The following is a 17,733-nucleotide window of genomic DNA, read 5'->3' on the forward strand; positions in this document are numbered from 1 at the left end:
CCAACCCATTATTTTTCAGCCCGGACCGCAAAAGAATGCTCGTTTCCCTACTTAAAAAATTTGGTTTGAAGTTTTCGCTCAATGACCCGCGTTGGGGTCGTGGGTCCGATGACAATAATAAAAATCAGGATAACAAGCGCCCGAATGACGGTCCGCCTGATCTCGATCAATTGTGGCGTGATTTTAATCAGCGCCTGAGCGGTATCTTCGGCAACCGGAAAAATGGCGGCGGCGGTAATGGCGGCGATTCTTCCGGTGGCGGCATGGGGGGCTTCAAGCCGGACATGCGCGGTGCCGGCATAGGCGCAGCTATCATTGCCGGTATCGTCGCATTCCTGTGGCTGGTCAGCGGTTTCTTCATCGTGCAGGAAGGTCAGACCGGCGTGGTCATGACTTTCGGCAAATACAGCCACATGACGCCAGCCGGTTTCAACTGGCGCTGGCCGACACCGATCCAAAGCCATGAAATCGTCAACGTATCGCAAGTACGTACAGTTGAAGTCGGCTATCGCGGCAACGTCAAGAACAAGCAACAGCAGGAATCGCTGATGCTGACTGAAGATGAAAACATCATCGACATCCAGTTCGCCGTGCAATACACATTGAAAAACGCTTCCGATTGGGTCTTCAACAATCGTGAACAGGAAGAAATGGTCAAGCAGGTTGCTGAGACCGCGATTCGTGAAGTGGTCGGCCGCAGCAAGATGGATTTCGTCCTGTACGAAGGCCGTGAAAAAATCGCTTTCGACAGCAGCCAGTTGATGCAGCAAATCGTTGATCGTTACAAGTCTGGCGTACAGATTACCAACGTCACGATGCAGGGCGTACAACCACCTGAACAAGTGCAGGCTGCGTTTGATGATGCGGTTAAGGCAGGACAGGATCGCGAACGTCAAAAGAATGAAGGCCAGGCTTACGCGAATGACGTGATTCCACGTGCACGCGGTGCGGCTTCGCGTCTGTTGCAGGAATCAGAAGCATATCGTTCCAGTGTGACCGCGAATGCGCAGGGTGAAGCGTCGCGCTTCAAACAGGTTTTGGTTGAGTATCAAAAAGCGCCTGCCGTGACCCGGGATCGTATGTACCTCGAAACGATGCAGAAAATTTTCTCTAGCACTACTAAGGTTATGGTCGATTCAAAAGGTAATAACAGCCTGATTTATTTGCCGCTCGATAAGTTGATTTCCCAGTCTGCAGCACCTGCCGGTGCCGCAGCGGATGTCGGTGCGATCAGACCGCCTGCTACCTCGTCTACAAGTGCACCGGATACGGCTGCACTGGAAGCACAGGAGTCGAGGAGCCGAGATAGCCGTAGTTCGCGTGATCGGGAGGTACGATAATGAATCGCCTGATCTCTTATGTCATCGTTGCGGTTATCGGCTTCATCGCTTTGTCGTCGACCCTGTTTGTGGTTGATCAACGCCAGTATGCGATTGTGTTTGCACTGGGTGAAGTCAAGACCGTTATCAGTGAACCTGGCTTGCATTTCAAATTGCCGCCACCGTTCCAGAACGTCGTATTCCTGGACAAACGCATTCTGACTCTGGATACGCCGGATGCAGATCGCTTCATCACTGCGGAAAAGAAAAACATCCTGGTTGATGCCTTCGTTAAATGGCGTATCGTGGATCCACGCTTGTACTTCGTCAGCTTTAGCGGTGACGAACGCAGCGCGCAAAACCGTATGGCGCAAATCGTCAAGGCTTCGCTGAACGAAGAAATTACCAAACGTACTGTGCGTGAAGTGATTTCGGGTGAGCGCGGAAAGGTAATGGACGGCATCCAAAAGAAAGTCACCGAAGAAGCGAAACAGATCGGCGTTGAAATCGTTGATGTCCGCCTCAAGCGTGTTGATTATGTCGACCAGATCAATAACTCGGTGTTTGACCGTATGAAGTCTGAGCGTGCACGTGTCGCCAACGAATTGCGTTCGACTGGTGCTGCGGAATCTGAAAAGATTCGTGCTGATGCTGACAGACAGCGTACCGTTATCCTGGCTGAAGCGTACCGTGATGCTGAACAGATCCGCGGTGAAGGCGATGCCAAAGCGTCGCAAATCTACGCACAGGCATTTGGTCAAAGCCCGGAGTTCTATAAGTTTTACCGTAGCCTCGAAGCGTATCGGGCCAGCTTTAAAACACGTAACGACATGCTCGTGATCGATCCTAACTCCGAGTTTTTCAAGTATTTCAAAAACCCGGCATCGAGCGGAGCGGGCGCGAAGAAATAAACCGCGTCGTGCAAGCGAAGTAAGCATAGTTGCATGAAGTGATCAACCATCACTTCATGCAGTTCTTTTTTTGTGGCGGCTATTTATATGCATAAACGCAACTAAAACAAATTCCTGGCAGAAACGGCCCGCGTGCGGGCGGCCTCTGCCTAGCTGATATAAGCCTGCCGTACGCTGTATCCCAATTCCTTTTTCTGACTTTTTCGTTTCCCGTCATGCCCAACTGGCTGCTGCCTGAAAATATTGCTGATGTTTTGCCGTCTGAAGCGCGCAAAATTGAAGAACTACGTCGTGTCATTCTCGACAACTTCCACCTGTACGGGTACGAACTTGTCATGCCACCTATGTTGGAGTATCTGGACTCATTGCTGGCTGGTGCCGGACATGACATGGATTTGCGCACCTTCAAACTGGTCGACCAGCTGTCCGGCCGTACGCTGGGCCTGCGCGCAGACATGACTACCCAGGTGGCGCGCATAGATGCCCACTTGCTCAACCGTGCTTCGGTTACCCGCCTGTGCTATTCCGGTAGCGTCCTGCATACCCGTCCTAACGGTTTGCACGCTACTCGTGAGCCTTTGCAGATCGGCGCTGAGATATACGGCCATGCCGGGCTGGAGGCGGATGCGGAAATCCAGGAATTGGCGCTGGCATCGCTGGCTTTGGCTGGTTTTACCCAGGTAAGGCTGGATTTGTGCCACGTCGGCGTGTTGCGGGCGATCATTGAAAATGACGCAAATGCGCAAAAAGACGAGTCGGCACTGTATACTTTGCTCCGCGCCAAAGATGTTCCGGCGCTGCAGGAGATAACAGCTGCTTACGGTGAAGAGTCACGCCGTGCTTTGCTCGCCTTGCCTAGCCTGTATGGCGACGTCACGGTGCTGGCGCGCGCGCGCAAGGAATTGCCGGCTTTGACGGGTATTACCAAGGCGCTGGATGAGCTGGCGGCATTGGCCAGCCTCGCGGGCGAAGCGAACGTGACGATAGATTTGGCCGACCTCGGTGGCTATCAGTACGAGAGCGGTGCGATGTTTGCGATTTATGTGCCGGGCTTGCCGAATGCTGTCGCGCGTGGCGGTCGTTACGACCACGTCGGCGAAGCGTTTGGACGTGCCCGTCCGGCGACTGGTTTCTCTATGGATTTACGCGAACTGGCGCGCTTATTGCCAGTAGCGGAACGCAAGCGCGCAATTCGTGCGCCCTGGGGCCGCGAAGCAGCATTGCGCACCAAGATAGTTGCATTGCGCAAGGCAGGGGAAGTTGTCATACAAAGCTTGCCCGGCTATGAAAACGATCAGGACGAGTTTGAGTGCGACCGCGTACTCGTACTTGAAGATGGAAACTGGATTATCAAAAATTTAGGTTAAGTGATGTCAACAAAAAGCATGGCAAAAAACGTTGTAGTTGTCGGTACCCAATGGGGCGATGAAGGTAAGGGCAAGATCGTCGATTGGCTGACAGATCACGCGCAAGGTGTAGTGCGCTTCCAGGGCGGCCACAACGCCGGCCACACACTGGTGATCGGCGGTCATAAGACCGCATTGCAACTGATCCCTTCCGGCATCATGCGCGAAGGCGTCGCATGCTACATCGGTAACGGCGTGGTCTTGTCGGTACCTGACGTATTGCGTGAAATCGACAAGCTGGCAGCGATCGGTGTGGAAGTTCCGTCGCGCCTGAAGATTTCGGAAGCCTGTCCTATCATCTTGCCGTACCACACCGCACTCGACGTGGCACGTGAAGTCGCACGCGGCGATGCAAAAATCGGTACCACCGGTAAAGGTATCGGCCCGGCATATGAAGACAAAGTTGCACGTCGCGCCATTCGCGCTGCTGACTTGCTGAACGAAAAACGTTTCGCAGAAAAACTGCTGGAAAACCTCGATTACCACAACTTCGTGTTGTCGCATTATCTCAAGGTTCCAGCCATCGATTATCAAAAAACCCTGGATGATGCGCTGGCCGATGTGCCACGCCTGAAGCCTATGGTCGGCGATGTATCGAGCGCACTGTACGCAGCGTATAACGCTGGTGCCAACCTCTTGTTCGAAGGCGCGCAAGGTAGCTTGCTCGACGTCGATCACGGTACTTATCCATACGTCACCTCGAGTAACTGTGTGGCAGGTAATGCCTCCACCGGTTCCGGTGTTGGTCCTAACATGCTGCACTATGTGTTGGGTATCACCAAGGCTTACACCACACGTGTCGGTTCGGGCCCATTCCCATCGGAATTGCCTACTGATGCAGGCGTTGGCAAACACCTGGCAACAGTCGGCCACGAATTCGGTACCGTTACCGGCCGTGCCCGTCGTTGTGGCTGGTTCGATGCAGCTTTGCTGAAACGTTCGGTGCAGATCAACGGCGTGACCGGTATGTGCTTCACCAAACTCGACGTGCTGGATGGCTTGGAATCGCTGCGTATCTGCACCGGTTACAAACTGAATGGCAAAACAGTCGATATCTTCCCGGTCGGCGCAGAAGATGCAGCCGCTTGCGAACCTATCTACGAAGAAATGCCAGGCTGGAAAGAAACCACAGTTGGTGCGAAAACACTGGAAGCCTTGCCTGCGAATGCACGTGCTTACATCGATCGCATCGAAAAACTGGTTGGTGTGCCTATCGATATGATTTCGACCGGTCCAGACCGCGAAGAAACCATCGTATTGCGTCATCCTTTCAAATAAAAACTACTTAGTCCGACGAGTTGCAAGATGCCAGAATCAGGCGATAAAGATCTATGGGTGACATGGGAAGCCTATCACCAAGCAATCGAACGCCTGGCTCTGCTCGTGCACGAGTCGGGTTGGGAATTTGACCAGGTACTATGCCTGGCGCGTGGCGGTCTCCGCCCCGGCGATGTGTTCTCACGTATCTTCAATGTGCCGCTGGCGATTTTGTCGACCAGCTCATATCGCGAAGATGCGGGTAAAGAGCAGGGCTCGCTGGATATCGCGAAACACATCACGATTACAAACGGAACTCTGGGTGGCAAGGTATTGCTGGTCGACGATCTGGTCGATTCCGGAGTAACGCTGGAACAAGTACAGCGTCATCTTTCCGAAAAATTCCCCGCAGTGACAGAAGTGAAATCTGCCGTCATCTGGTACAAAGCTTGCTCATCTGTAGAGCCGGATTTCTATCTCGACTATTTGCCGCACAATCCGTGGATACATCAGCCATTTGAAGAGTACGATGGCTTGCGTCCGCATCAATTGGCAGCATGGTTGCGCAAAGGTGAAACAGAATAGGGCACATCGTCACTGATGTGTCATTTTCTGCAGGCAATATCTATGCGTTGCAAAAGTAAGTGACGTAGAAAAAACGTAGGAATTAAAAACAAGTTTTCGCAAAGAGTTTTGCGATATCTGAAGTGTGTTGCGTGCGTTTGAAGTGAGCTCGTATGAGCCAGGAAATAAATGCGACCGGAAAAAGAAAAACCCCGTTGACGAATCAACGGGGTTTTAATAACTTGGTGCCCACGGAGGGACTCGAACCCCCACACCTTGCGGCACATGGACCTGAACCATGCGCGTCTACCAATTCCGCCACGTGGGCCTACATGAAAGATGAGCAGTATAGCGGATATACATTGGAAGTCAATCATTGATTGCGATTAATTTGCATGTTTCTCGACTTATTATGCAAATACTCTCGTCGTCCGTTACACTGACTCCCGTTCTAATAACAATTAACCAAAACAGCTTTTGAGCCAATACTCTTATACCATTCCCAGCCGCGAGGAAATTCTCGGCATCTTACGTACGGCCACCGGTTCGCACGACGCTTCTACACTTGCTACTGCTCTCGGCGTAAAGCCTGATGAGATGGACGGTTTGATGCGTCGCCTGAATGCGATGGAGCGCGATGGACAAATCAAACCAGATCGCGCCGGCAATTATCAACTTGCCCATTCTTCCAATTTTATTGAAGGCCGTGTCAGCAGTCATCGCGACGGCTTCGGTTTCCTGATTCCCGACGATGCCAGTGCCGATATCTTTTTGCCTGAGAAAGAAATGCAAAAAGTACTGCACGGTGATCGGGTACAAGCACGCATCATAGGCACGGATCGTCGAGGTCGCCCTGAAGGCACCATCGTCGAAGTCGTTGCACGTGCAAACACACATGTCATCGGCCGCTTGCTGAACGAAAACGGCGTGTGGGTAGTTGCACCTGAAGACAAACGCATAGGCCAGGACATCATGCTGGCGGGTTCACCAGGCAAGGCAAAAACCGGGCAGGTCGTCAGTGTAGAACTGACCGAACAGCCTTCGCGTTTCAGCCAGCCTGTCGGCAAGATAGTTGAAGTCCTCGGCGACATCGATGACCCCGGCATGGAAATCGAAATCGCAGTGCGCAAATATGGCGTGCCGCATGAATTTTCTGAAGCGGCGAAAAAAGCAGCAGCGAAATTACCGAACGAAGTGCGTGCGGTTGATTTGCATGATCGCGTTGATTTGCGCGATGTGCCTCTGGTCACCATCGATGGAGAAGATGCGCGTGACTTCGATGACGCCGTGTATTGCGAACCATGCAAAATCGGTCGTGCTGACGGCTTTCGCCTGATTGTTGCGATTGCAGACGTTAGCAACTACGTCAAACCGAATGAAGCCATTGATGTCGATGCACTGGAACGCAGTACCTCGGTGTATTTCCCGCGTCGCGTGATTCCTATGCTGCCGGAAAAATTGTCGAACGGTTTGTGTTCGCTGAATCCGGGCGTAGACCGACTGACGCTGGTGTGCGATGCGGTGATCACTGCCAAAGGTGAAATCAAGGCTTACCAGTTCTATCCGGCAGTCATCCATTCCGCTGCACGCCTGACTTATACCGAAGTGGCTGCCATCCTGGGCAATACCAAGGGTATAGAAGCGACCAAGCGTCCGGCGCTGGTGCCGCACCTGCTGAATCTGTACGGCGTCTACCAGGCCTTGCTGCAAGCACGTCATGCACGTGGTGCGATCGACTTTGAAACAACCGAAACCTATATCGTTTGCAATGAAGTCGGCAAAATCCAGCAGATCCTGCCACGTACACGTAATGAAGCGCACAAACTGATTGAAGAGTGCATGCTGGCCGCCAACGTGTGCGCAGCTGATCTCTTGCAGCGTCACAAGCATCACAGCCTGTATCGTGTGCATGCGTTGCCGACCAAGGAAAAATTGAATCAGGTACGTACCTTCCTCAAGCAGGTCGGTTTGAATCTGGGCGGCGGCGACAAGCCGACTGCTTCGGATTACGCGGAACTGATGCCGAAGATTAAAAATCGTCCGGATGCCTTGTTGTTGCAGACCATGCTATTGCGCTCCATGCAGCAAGCGGTCTACAGCCCGGAAAATATCGGCCACTTTGGTTTGTCGTATGAAGCCTATGCGCACTTCACCAGTCCGATCCGTCGCTATCCGGATTTGCTGACCCATCGCGCCATCAAGGCCATCCTGCAAGGCAAGAAGTACGAGCCGCGCGGCATGGATACCAGCACGTTGAATACCATGCTGTCGCCTGCCGCGCGCAAGAAGCACGCGCAGGATAAGGCAGAGGGCAAGCAAAAGGCAGAGGGCGACCTGGCGATCTGGGAAGCACTCGGCATCCATTGCTCGGCAAACGAACGTCGTGCCGATGAAGCATCGCGTGACGTTGAGGCCTGGCTCAAGTGTTACTTCATCCGCGACAAGCTGGGTGAAGAATTCACCGGCACCATTTCTGGTGTCGCGACTTTCGGTATTTTTGTGCAACTCGATTCATTGTTCATCGAAGGCATGGTACATGTCACCGAGCTCGGCGCCGATCATTTCAAATTTGATGAGGCGCGCCATGAGTTGCGCGGTGAACGTACCGGTATCCGTTATCAGTTGACCGACCGTGTGACGGTGCAGGTCAGCCGTGTCGATCTGGATGCACGCAAGATTGATTTGCGTCTGGTGAACGAGCCTGGCATCCGTACCGTGTTGAAAAACGAAGCACGTCGTGCCGACAACGAACATCAGCAACGCAGCCAGAAAGCGGAAAAGAAAGCAGCGAAATCTGCAGGTAAGACAACTGCGAAGACTGCTGCGACGCCGACCGCCGCTGCTAAAAAAACCAAAGCCAAGCGTACCCCGGCAACACCGCATAAACAACGTGCACCAGCAGTGCACTCTAAATCAGGTAAGAAGAAGCGATAAAAATGAAGAGCAAGATGATTTTCGGCTTTCACGCCGTCACGGCGCGTTTGCGCCATGAAGCCTCTTCGGTAGAAGAAATTTACATAGACGCCGGTCGTCATGACCAGCGCATGAAGGATTTGATACGCGCAGCCGAAGGCGCCAAGGTACGTATTATTCCGGCTGACGATGCACGCCTGAGCAGCATTGTCGGCACGCGCCGCCATCAAGGCGTGGTAGCCAAGGCCGGTGAGTTGTCACTGGCACGCAATCTGGACGAGTTGCTGGATGCGATCGAAGGCCCGCCTTTGTTGCTGGTGCTGGATGGCATTACCGATCCACATAATCTGGGTGCCTGCCTGCGCGTTGCAGACGGTGCTGGCGCACATGCCGTGATCGCGCCGAAAGATCGCGCGGTAGGTCTGAATGCGACTGCTGCCAAGGTCGCCAGTGGTGCTGCCGATACCGTGCCTTACATTACGGTAACGAATCTGGCACGTACCCTGCGCGAACTGAAAGAGCGCGACATCATGCTGATCGGTACCACCGACGACTCCGAAAAAGGCTTGTATGAAGCCGATTTCTCCGGCCCGGCTGCTTTGGTCATGGGGTCGGAAGGTGAGGGTATGCGTCGCCTGACCCGTGAAACCTGTGATGTCCTGGTTGGCATCCCGATGTTTGGCTCGGTAGAGAGCCTGAATGTCTCCGTAGCCTCCGGCGTCTGTCTCTACGAAGCCCGCAGACAGCGCATCGCCACCGGTTCCTGAGCATCGCCTGACAGCATGGCGGCACCGGCCAGAAATAGCCGGTGCCGCCATGATTTTCGTTAACAGGCTAATATTGCTACCTGAGCATTTTCCGCATATCCATATTTACTTTATGTTTAGCCGTATTCGAGAAGACATCGCCAATATCATCGCCCGCGACCCTGCTGCGCGCAGCGAATGGGAGGTTATTACCTGCTATCCGGGCTTGCACGCCATCGTCATGCAGCGTTGGGCACATTGGTTCTGGACCCATGATTTGAAGTGGCTGGGGCGCTTTACGTCGCATATTGCGCGCTGGCTGACCGCAATCGAAATCCATCCCGGTGCAAAAATCGGGCGGCGTGTTTTTATCGATCACGGTTTTGGCGTGGTGATCGGTGAAACCGCCGAAGTCGGCGACGATTGCACGATTTATCAGGGGGTGACGCTAGGAGGTACCTCGCTCAGTAAAGGTGCAAAGCGCCATCCGACCCTGGGTGCTGGTGTGATTATTGGTGCCGGTGCGCAAGTCCTGGGTGGCTTTACCGTCGGTGAGGGCGCCAAAATAGGCTCCAATGCCGTGGTGGTGCGCGAAGTACCGCCAGGTGCCACCGCAGTCGGTAACCCGGCGCGCATTATCCAGAAAGACAATGCCCGCGATGAAGCTGCCGCACGCATGTTTGCAGCGTATGGCGTGACGCCGAACGGCGATGATCCTTTATCCAAGGCTTTGCATGGTTTGATCGATAATGCAGCGACACAGGAACACCAGATCGAGCGTATCCTGGCGGCACTGAAGTGTGCCGGTATCGATTGCGAAACCCTGAACGCCACCGAGAAATTTGATCCTGAACAGTTGAACAAACTGGTTGAGTAAGTAAAGCCATGACAGATGAAGTAAGCAATGCTCCTGCTGCCGATGCGCAGGGTGACGGACAGGTGGTATTTGATGCAGGTGCACTGCGTGTGCTGGCAGTATTGGCCGAGAAGGAAGCGCTGACGCCGGATGCTTATCCGATGTCCATCAATGCACTCACCAATGGCTGTAATCAGCTCACCAGCCGTGATCCTGTAATGTCACTGACTGAAAGCGATGTGCAGCGTATCTTGCAGGATTTGATCGCGGATAAATTTGTCGCCGAAGTAAATCAGGCCGGCGCACGTGTCAGCAAGTACGAGCACAGGCTGCGCATGAAGTGGACGCTGGAGCAGGACAAGCTGGCGGTGCTGACGGTGCTGATGTTGCGTGGTATCCAGACCGCCGGTGAAATACGTACCCGCTCGGGGCGCTTGCATGAGTTCGCCACCATCGTTGATGTCGAAGCAGCATTGCAATTCCTGATCGATAAATATCCGCCACTGGTGGCGCGCTTGCCGCGTGCGCCAGGCACCAAGGAAACCCGTTATGCGCCCTTGTTATCGGGAGAAGTGTTTCCTGAGTCGGGTGAGTTGCCTGCAGCGGCAAGCGGTGGTGTGAGCCGCCATGACCGCATCGGCCAACTGGAAGCAGAAGTGGCTGGCCTGCGCGACGAAGTCGAAGCTTTGAAAGCGCAGTTCCAGCAATTCAAACAGCAGTTTGAATAAGTTGAAGTCGGTACTTAGTTGCCGACTTCGCTCCCATTCAAGGCGTAACGGTGGATATTGCCCGCCGTATCCAGCGCCAGCCAGTCACCGCGCTCCGCTGCCGCGTGATCCAGATCCCAGTCTGACAATACATAGCGTACGCGTGCCGCATCATCGATTTGATAATCGTGTTTGGCCGGGCGATGGGTATGACCGTGGATCATGGTGGCACTGCCACTGAGGCGGAATAAGCCTGCAATCGCGTCCTGATTCACATCCATGATGTCGTAAGATTTGTCACGCTGGGCCGCACGGCTACCGGCGCGCAGGTTTTCTATGATGGCTTTGCGCTGTTCCAGGGGCAGGGCGAGGAAATTCTGTTGCCACTCCGGCTGGCGTACTTGCGCGCGGAATTGCATATATGCGTCGTCGTCGGTGCAATAGGCGTCGCCATGTGTCAACACCAGCAAACGTCCGGCTATCGTGGTGACATAGGGATCGGGCAGCAAACGCATGCCGGTCGCTTCGGCAAAGTCGGCTCCGACCAGGAAGTCGCGATTGCCAGCCATCCAGAATACTTCTACTCCGGCGGCACTGACTTGTTTCAGTGCATGGGCCACTTGCTGGTAATAGGGATCGTCCAAATCGTCATCACCGGCCCAGGCTTCGAAGATATCGCCGAGCAGGTAGAGTTGTCGGGTGTGTACGGCGTGTTGTTGCAGGAAATTAAAGAAAGCCTGCGTGGTGCGAGGCATCGCTGCCTGCAAATGCAAATCGGAAACAAAAAGCGCAGCCATTGCTGGCTGCGCTTGATTCGTCGAAGCAGAGGATAGGGAAGAGCTCATATCGTGCATCGAGATAGCTGGTTAAATAAACGTCAGACGCTTAGATTACTTCAGCTTTTTCGATGACTACGTCGTCTACCGGTACGTCTGCGAACATGCCGCTGCGTGTGGTTTTGACTGCGCGGATTTTTTCAACGACGTCGGTACCGTCGATGACTTTGCCGAACACGCAGTAGCCCCAGCCGTCTTGACCTGGGTAGTCGAGGAAGCTGTTGTTGTTGACGTTGATGAAGAACTGGGCGGAAGCCGAGTGTGGTGCCGAAGTACGTGCCATCGCCAGTGTGTACATATCGTTCTTCAAGCCGTTTTTGGCTTCGTTTTCGACTGGTTCATTGGTAGGCTTTTGTTTCATGCCTGGCTCAAAGCCACCGCCTTGAATCATGAAGCCGTCGATGACGCGATGGAAAATGGTGCCAGCGTAGTGGCCCGAGTTCACATATGCGAGGAAGTTTTCTACCGTTTTTGGCGCTTTTTCTGCGTCGAGTTCGATAGTGATGTTGCCGTGGTTGGTGGTGAGCAGGACTGCCATATTTATTCCTTGATAAATGTAGGGGTGATGAATAAAAACTGGTGACTAAAAATCAGTAATGATTAGTTGATGACGGTAGCCGATTCTATGACGATCGGAGTGGTCGGTACATTTTGATGGCCGCCGCGATTGCCGGTGCTGACGCCTTTGATCTTGTCGACGACTTCGGTACCTTTGATGACTTTTCCGAAGACTGCATAGCCCCAACCATCACGACTAGGGTAGTTCAGCATACTGTTATTTGTGGTGTTGATAAAGAACTGTGCAGTAGCGGAGTGCGGCGAGCTGGTGCGTGCCATCGCGATGGTGTAGATGTCGTTCTTCAAGCCGTTTGCTGCTTCGTTCTGGATAGGAGCACGTGTCGCTTTCTCTTTCATGTCTTTATCGAAGCCGCCACCCTGGATCATGAAGCCATCGATCACACGGTGGAAAATCGTACCGTTGTACTGGCCGCTTTTTACATACTGCACAAAGTTCTCTACGGATTTCGGTGCTTTGTCCTGGTTAAGTTCCAGCACGATATCGCCCATACTCGTTTTCAGTAATACCTGCGGTGCATCAGCAGCTTGTGCGAATTGCAGCATGCCGGACAGTGAAACGGCGGCGACCATGGCCAGGACGTGACGACGAGAAAATTTCATGCGGGCTTCTTTCATTTAAATGAAGGTGAGTGATGCTCAGATGTACGGCTAATTTCGGGTACAGATGATGCTGATGTACAAATATTCAATAGCCTTCAGCTTGCAGGATCATACGCGCTGTCATATTATGCCGTCCCGTTTGAGCGGGCAGGAAGGGCAAAGATTAAATGCCATCTTGCGCAAGAAGCAGTGCAGATAAGCAACTTGAACGGCGGTTGCGGTTTTTATCAATGCTATACTGCTAAAAATTCGTGCTGCCCAAACGCGCCACGAAAAAGCGCATTTTATCAAAAAAGAAGCATAACTAAGTGTTTTGGCAGCGTCGCCGCAGCTGCGCCCCGAAGTTGCTGATGCGCGTAAATGGCGATGCGCAGCTAGCCTTGTGACAAATCTTAGCCGAAACAGACAACCATTCATGAGTGCCCTGAAGATCTACAATACGCTGGCGCGTGAGAAGCAGCCGTTTACTCCTATTGAGCCTGGTAAAGTCCGAATGTACGTATGTGGCATGACCGTATACGACTACTGCCATATCGGACACGCGCGCGTCATGGTGGTATTCGACCTGGTGCAGCGCTGGCTGCGTGCTTTGGGCTATGAAGTCACTTACGTACGCAATATTACCGATATCGATGACAAGATCATCAAGCGCGCTGCCGAAAACGGTGAGTCCATTTCTGCCCTGACGCAACGCTTCATCGATGCGATGGATGAAGATGCCGCCGCGCTGGGCGTACAAAAGCCGGATCACGAACCGCGTGCGACTAACTACGTACCGCAAATGCTAGGCTTGATCGAAGCGCTGGAACGCAATGGTCTGGCCTATAAATCATCCGATGGTGATGTGAACTATTCAGTGCGTGATTTCCCGGGTTACGGCAAGTTGTCCGGCAAGTCGCTGGACGATCTGCGCGCCGGTGAGCGCGTCGACGTGAACACCGGCAAACGTGATCCGCTGGATTTCGTCTTGTGGAAATCGTCGAAAGAAGCCGAGCCGGAAGAAGTGAAGTGGTCATCGAAATGGGGTAGTGGTCGTCCGGGCTGGCATATCGAATGCTCGGCCATGGCCTGCGAACTGCTGGGTGAACAATTCGATATACACGGCGGCGGTGCAGATTTGCAGTTCCCGCATCACGAAAATGAAATTGCCCAGTCAGAAGGGGCGAGCCAGCATACCTTCGTCAACTACTGGATGCACAACGGTTTTGTACGCGTCGACAATGAAAAAATGTCGAAATCGCTGGGTAATTTCTTCACTATCCGTGAAGTGCTGGCGAAATACGATTCCGAAGTCGTGCGCTTCTTTATCCTGCGCGCGCACTACCGCAGCCAGCTGAATTATTCGGATGCGCATCTGGATGATGCACGCAACGCCCTGACGCGGATGTACACGGCGCTCAAGGATGTGGCACCGGATGGCGCACCGCTGGATATGACAGAAGCGCATGCCGTACGCTTTGCCGAGGCAATGAATGACGATTTCAATACGCCGCTGGCCGTAGCCGTATTGTTTGAGCTGGCAAACGAGATCAATAAAACAAAATCCCCTGTTTTGGCGCGCCAACTGGTCGGACTCGCTGGTATAGTCGGTCTCTTGCAGCGCCCGGCCCAGCAATTCCTGCATGCCGGACTGGCCAACGGGGAAGATGGCGAGATGGAAACATTTGTCGTCGAGCAAATCAATGCGCGTGTCAACGCCAAGAAGGCGAAGAACTTTGCCGAAGCTGACCGTATTCGTGCCGAGCTGCTGGAAAAAGGCATCATCCTGGAAGATAAACCGGGTGGTCTGACCGAATGGCGTAGGGCTTGAGCTGATGGGGAAAACGATCGCCACTGACGAAACCCGTATCCTGCCAGCCTACTGGGAGGAGGCCAAGGCCGAGCTGATGAAGCGCGACCGTATCCTGCGCAAACTCATCCCACAGTTTGGTGATTTGCACCTGGTTGGCCGCGGCGAGGCATTTTCCACATTGGCCCGTTCCATCATCGGACAACAAGTTTCCAGCAAAGCTGCTGATTCCGTCTGGCAGCGCTTCCTCGAAGTTTGCCCAAAATGCACGCCAGCCCAAGTGATCAAGGCTGGTGACAAGCTGGCAACTTGTGGCTTATCCAAGCGTAAAGCAGAGTATATTTTCGATCTGGCAGACCATTTCAAGGCAAAACGTGTCAATTGTGACAAGTGGGCCGAAATGGAAGATGAAGAAGTTATCGCTGAGTTAATTCAAATTCGCGGCATCGGACGCTGGACAGCGGAGATGTTTTTGATATTTAATCTGCTCCGACCAAATATTTTGCCGCTGGACGACCTCGGTTTGCTGGCGGGCATTAGCCGTAATTATTTTTCTGGCGAGCCGGTTTCGCGCAGCGATGCGCGGGAAGTAGCCGCCAATTGGGAACCTTACCGTACTGTTGCGACCTGGTATCTGTGGCGTAGCCTGGATCCGGTAGAGGCAGCAAACTAGGTAGATACGAAATCCACCACGTGTTGAATCATAAAGGTGCACGATGAGTAAAACGACTTTCCTCGGCTTTGAACAGCCGATTGCAGAACTCGATTCCAAGATCGAAGAGCTGCGCTTTGTACAAGATGACTCTGCAGTCGATATCTCGGAAGAGATCGATCGCCTGTCCAAGAAGAGCCAGCAACTGACCAAAGATATCTACGCCAAGCTCACGCCGTGGCAAGTGTCGCAAATTGCACGTCATCCGCAACGTCCGTACACCATGGACTATGTGAATGAAATCTTCACCGACTTCCACGAATTGCACGGTGACCGCAGCTATGCGGACGATCTGTCCATCGTCGGCGGCCTGGCACGTTTCAATGGCATGCCTTGCATGGTCATCGGTCATCAAAAAGGTCGCGATACCAAAGAACGTAGCATGCGTAACTTCGGTATGCCGAAACCGGAAGGCTATCGCAAGGCGATGCGCCTGATGAAGCTGGCTGAGAAATTCGGCTTGCCGGTGTTTACATTTGTCGATACCCCGGGTGCATTCCCTGGTATCGATGCCGAAGAGCGTGGGCAATCGGAAGCGATTGGTCACAACCTCTACGTCATGGCTGAATTGAAAGTGCCATTGATCGCGACCATCATCGGCGAAGGCGGGTCCGGCGGCGCGCTGGCGATTGCGGTTGGTGATGCAGTTCTGATGTTGCAGTACTCGACTTACTCGGTGATCTCACCGGAAGGTTGTGCTTCGATTCTGTGGAAATCTGCAGAGCGCGCATCCGATGCGGCAGAAGCACTCGGCCTGACCGCACATCGCCTGAAAGCCATGGGCCTGATCGACAAGATCATTAATGAACCATTGGGTGGCGCGCACCGCGATCCTAAGCAAATGGCAGCATTGGTCAAACGTGCGTTGGCCGATACCGTGCGTCAGTTCCAGGGTATGAAAACCAAGGACTTGCTGGCAGCACGTCATGAAAAATTAATGAGCTACGGTAAATTCAAAGAGCTCAACACACCGGAATGATGCGTGACGAATAAAGAAACTGCGTCTATGCAAGCTGGGTTTGAACGCGCGTTAGGGGAGATCCGGACGCGCGTTTCTCTTTCTGGCCCCGGTGTCGCCAAAATCGCGCTGGCTTACAGCGGCGGACTCGATTCAGCGGCCTTGCTGCATTTGCTGCATGCATATGGACAGGTGCAGCACATGGAAGTCTATGCCTTTCATGTGCATCATGGTTTGAGTTCGAATGCCGATGACTGGCTTGCGCATTGCCGCGCGCAGTGTGCGGCATTGGGGGTGACCTTCGATGCGCGCCAGGTACAAATCACCCGCAAAGATAAAAACGGCATAGAGGAAGCGGCACGGCAAAGTCGGTATGCGGCACTCGGCGACATGTGTCGTGCGCATGGTGTGCCGCTGCTGCTGACGGCGCATCACCTGGATGACCAAGCAGAGACCGTGTTGCTGCAGCTCTTGCGCGGTTCCGGTGTGGCAGGTCTGTCCGGTATGGATAGCGCGAATCATGCGGCGGATTTGCTGGGTGATGCCAGCTTGTTGATGGGACGTCCATTGTTGCAGGTGACGCGTGAAGATTTGCAGGCCTACGTCACAACGCACGCGATCCAGTATGTCGAAGATGAATCGAATCTGGACCCGCGCTATGCACGCAACGCTTTGCGTCATCAGGTCATGCCGAAACTGGAAGAACACTTTCCAGGTTTCCAGCAGCGCTTTGCGCGTACCGCGCAGCATGCACAATCGGCACAACGTTTGTTGATAGAACTGGCGGCCGAAGATTTGCAGCAATGCCTGGATGGTGAATGCGTGGATGTGAGCAAGCTGAAGCTTTTCAGCGCAGACCGCATCGACAATATGTTGCGCTATTGGTTTGGTTTGCGCGGTGTGCGTATGCCATCGACCGCCTGGCTCAATGAAATGCGCACGCAATTGCTGGAAGCAAAACACGATGCGCAGTTATGCGTCACGCATGCAGACTGTCATATCCGGCGCCACCGTGACCGGGTCTACATTACACCTAAATTCGATCCGGACTTGCTGCTGCAGCCGCCACGCTCGTTCAACTGGCAGGGTGAAGCCAGCCTGCATTTCCCCAGTTTCGGCGGCACTTTGCACTTTGATCAGGCGGAGCAGGGCATTGCTGCCGATTGGTTACGTGCGCAAACACTGTCTATCCAGTTGCGCAGCGGTGGCGAACGTTTGAAACCGGCATGGAATCGCCCGACCAAAAGTTTGAAGTACCAGTACCAGGCTTGCGATGTTCCAGCTTGGGAGCGTGAACGCCTGCCGTTGGTTTTTGCAGGTAAGCAATTGTTGTTTGCTGCAGGTATAGGCATGGATTGCCATCCGCTTAATCCCGAGGCGGGAGCCAATATTCAGCTGCGTTGGCAGTTCGATTAGAGTTAAATTGCGCCGTATCAAGAACGGAAAACGCACATACCCGGGATTTTTGGTGATTTTGATAAGGCTAGGCGCTGGCACGGCCTTGTCGGACTTGTCATTCTGCGCTGCAGGCTGTAAAGTCGAGGGTTGATTTTTCACGCTTTTCTCTTCTTTTAAGAGCT

The 17,733-nt window shown here is 53.4% G+C and carries 16 protein-coding genes and 1 tRNA gene; 13 read left to right on the forward strand and 4 right to left on the reverse strand.

The window, feature by feature from the left end; genetic code table 11:
* Nucleotides 1-35: 35 nt before the first annotated feature.
* The 5 genes from hflK (at nucleotide 36) to H7U06_RS08215 (ending at nucleotide 5,478) form a co-directional block, all read left to right on the forward strand.
* Nucleotides 36-1,340, forward strand: a complete 1,305-nt coding sequence (gene hflK, locus H7U06_RS08195; RefSeq protein ID WP_175625655.1) for an FtsH protease activity modulator HflK — start codon at nucleotides 36-38, stop codon at nucleotides 1,338-1,340.
* Entirely contained in the window at nucleotides 1,340-2,230 is an 891-nt protein-coding gene (gene hflC / locus H7U06_RS08200) for a protease modulator HflC (RefSeq protein WP_175625656.1), read from the forward strand. The genes hflK and hflC overlap by 1 nt, the downstream gene beginning before the upstream one ends.
* Before the next feature lie 215 nt (nucleotides 2,231-2,445).
* Nucleotides 2,446-3,597 (forward strand): ATP phosphoribosyltransferase regulatory subunit, encoded by a 1,152-nt coding sequence (locus tag H7U06_RS08205; protein WP_175625657.1) that lies wholly within the window; start codon nucleotides 2,446-2,448, stop codon nucleotides 3,595-3,597.
* Nucleotides 3,598-3,600: 3 nt separating this feature from the next.
* Complete coding sequence (locus H7U06_RS08210) at nucleotides 3,601-4,914, forward strand: adenylosuccinate synthase (protein ID WP_175625658.1); 1,314 nt, start codon at nucleotides 3,601-3,603, stop codon at nucleotides 4,912-4,914.
* A gap of 27 nt (nucleotides 4,915-4,941) precedes the next feature.
* Nucleotides 4,942-5,478, forward strand: a complete 537-nt coding sequence (locus H7U06_RS08215) for a phosphoribosyltransferase (protein ID WP_124573852.1) — start codon at nucleotides 4,942-4,944, stop codon at nucleotides 5,476-5,478.
* Nucleotides 5,479-5,700: 222 nt separating this feature from the next.
* On the opposite strand, the gene H7U06_RS08220 is transcribed toward H7U06_RS08215, so the two are convergent.
* Nucleotides 5,701-5,785: transfer RNA gene (locus tag H7U06_RS08220), tRNA-Leu, on the reverse strand.
* Nucleotides 5,786-5,934: 149 nt separating this feature from the next.
* Here H7U06_RS08220 and rnr point away from each other — a divergent pair.
* The 4 genes from rnr (at nucleotide 5,935) to H7U06_RS08240 (ending at nucleotide 10,700) form a co-directional block, all read left to right on the forward strand.
* Complete coding sequence (rnr, locus tag H7U06_RS08225) at nucleotides 5,935-8,391, forward strand: ribonuclease R (protein ID WP_175625659.1); 2,457 nt, start codon at nucleotides 5,935-5,937, stop codon at nucleotides 8,389-8,391.
* 2 nt (nucleotides 8,392-8,393) lie between these two features.
* Nucleotides 8,394-9,137 carry a 23S rRNA (guanosine(2251)-2'-O)-methyltransferase RlmB gene (gene rlmB / locus H7U06_RS08230; RefSeq protein ID WP_012079967.1) on the forward strand — a complete coding sequence of 248 codons (744 nt, stop codon included), beginning with the start codon at nucleotides 8,394-8,396 and terminating at the stop codon, nucleotides 9,135-9,137.
* A 112-nt stretch (nucleotides 9,138-9,249) separates the two neighbouring features.
* Nucleotides 9,250-9,993, forward strand: a complete 744-nt coding sequence (cysE, locus tag H7U06_RS08235; RefSeq protein ID WP_175625660.1) for a serine O-acetyltransferase — start codon at nucleotides 9,250-9,252, stop codon at nucleotides 9,991-9,993.
* A gap of 8 nt (nucleotides 9,994-10,001) precedes the next feature.
* Complete coding sequence (locus tag H7U06_RS08240) at nucleotides 10,002-10,700, forward strand: YceH family protein (RefSeq protein WP_175625661.1); 699 nt, start codon at nucleotides 10,002-10,004, stop codon at nucleotides 10,698-10,700.
* A gap of 14 nt (nucleotides 10,701-10,714) precedes the next feature.
* Here the strand turns inward: H7U06_RS08240 and H7U06_RS08245 are convergent, their stop codons facing one another.
* The 3 genes from H7U06_RS08245 to H7U06_RS08255 form a co-directional block, all read right to left on the reverse strand.
* A complete protein-coding gene (locus H7U06_RS08245) occupies nucleotides 10,715-11,476 on the reverse strand; it encodes a UDP-2,3-diacylglucosamine diphosphatase (protein WP_254873174.1) in 762 nt (253 codons plus the stop codon).
* An 88-nt stretch (nucleotides 11,477-11,564) separates the two neighbouring features.
* Nucleotides 11,565-12,053: a peptidylprolyl isomerase gene (locus H7U06_RS08250; RefSeq protein WP_175625663.1), complete on the reverse strand. Its 489-nt coding sequence runs from the start codon at nucleotides 12,051-12,053 to the stop codon at nucleotides 11,565-11,567.
* 62 nt (nucleotides 12,054-12,115) lie between these two features.
* A complete protein-coding gene (locus H7U06_RS08255; RefSeq protein WP_175625664.1) occupies nucleotides 12,116-12,694 on the reverse strand; it encodes a peptidylprolyl isomerase in 579 nt (192 codons plus the stop codon).
* A gap of 415 nt (nucleotides 12,695-13,109) precedes the next feature.
* Here H7U06_RS08255 and cysS point away from each other — a divergent pair, with 415 nt between their 5' ends.
* The 4 genes from cysS to tilS are packed head-to-tail and all read left to right on the forward strand — an operon-like array spanning nucleotide 13,110 to nucleotide 17,569.
* Nucleotides 13,110-14,504 (forward strand): cysteine--tRNA ligase, encoded by a 1,395-nt coding sequence (gene cysS, locus H7U06_RS08260; protein WP_175625665.1) that lies wholly within the window; start codon nucleotides 13,110-13,112, stop codon nucleotides 14,502-14,504.
* A gap of 4 nt (nucleotides 14,505-14,508) precedes the next feature.
* Entirely contained in the window at nucleotides 14,509-15,156 is a 648-nt protein-coding gene (locus tag H7U06_RS08265) for a DNA-3-methyladenine glycosylase (RefSeq protein ID WP_175625666.1), read from the forward strand.
* Between the two features lie 43 nt (nucleotides 15,157-15,199).
* Complete coding sequence (locus H7U06_RS08270) at nucleotides 15,200-16,174, forward strand: acetyl-CoA carboxylase carboxyltransferase subunit alpha (protein ID WP_012079959.1); 975 nt, start codon at nucleotides 15,200-15,202, stop codon at nucleotides 16,172-16,174.
* Between the two features lie 27 nt (nucleotides 16,175-16,201).
* A complete protein-coding gene (gene tilS / locus H7U06_RS08275; RefSeq protein ID WP_175626087.1) occupies nucleotides 16,202-17,569 on the forward strand; it encodes a tRNA lysidine(34) synthetase TilS in 1,368 nt (455 codons plus the stop codon).
* Nucleotides 17,570-17,733 lie beyond the last annotated feature (164 nt).

The sequence above is a fragment of the Herminiimonas sp. Marseille-P9896 genome (assembly GCF_903993245.1).
Taxonomy (GTDB): domain Bacteria; phylum Pseudomonadota; class Gammaproteobacteria; order Burkholderiales; family Burkholderiaceae_D; genus Oxalicibacterium; species Oxalicibacterium contaminans.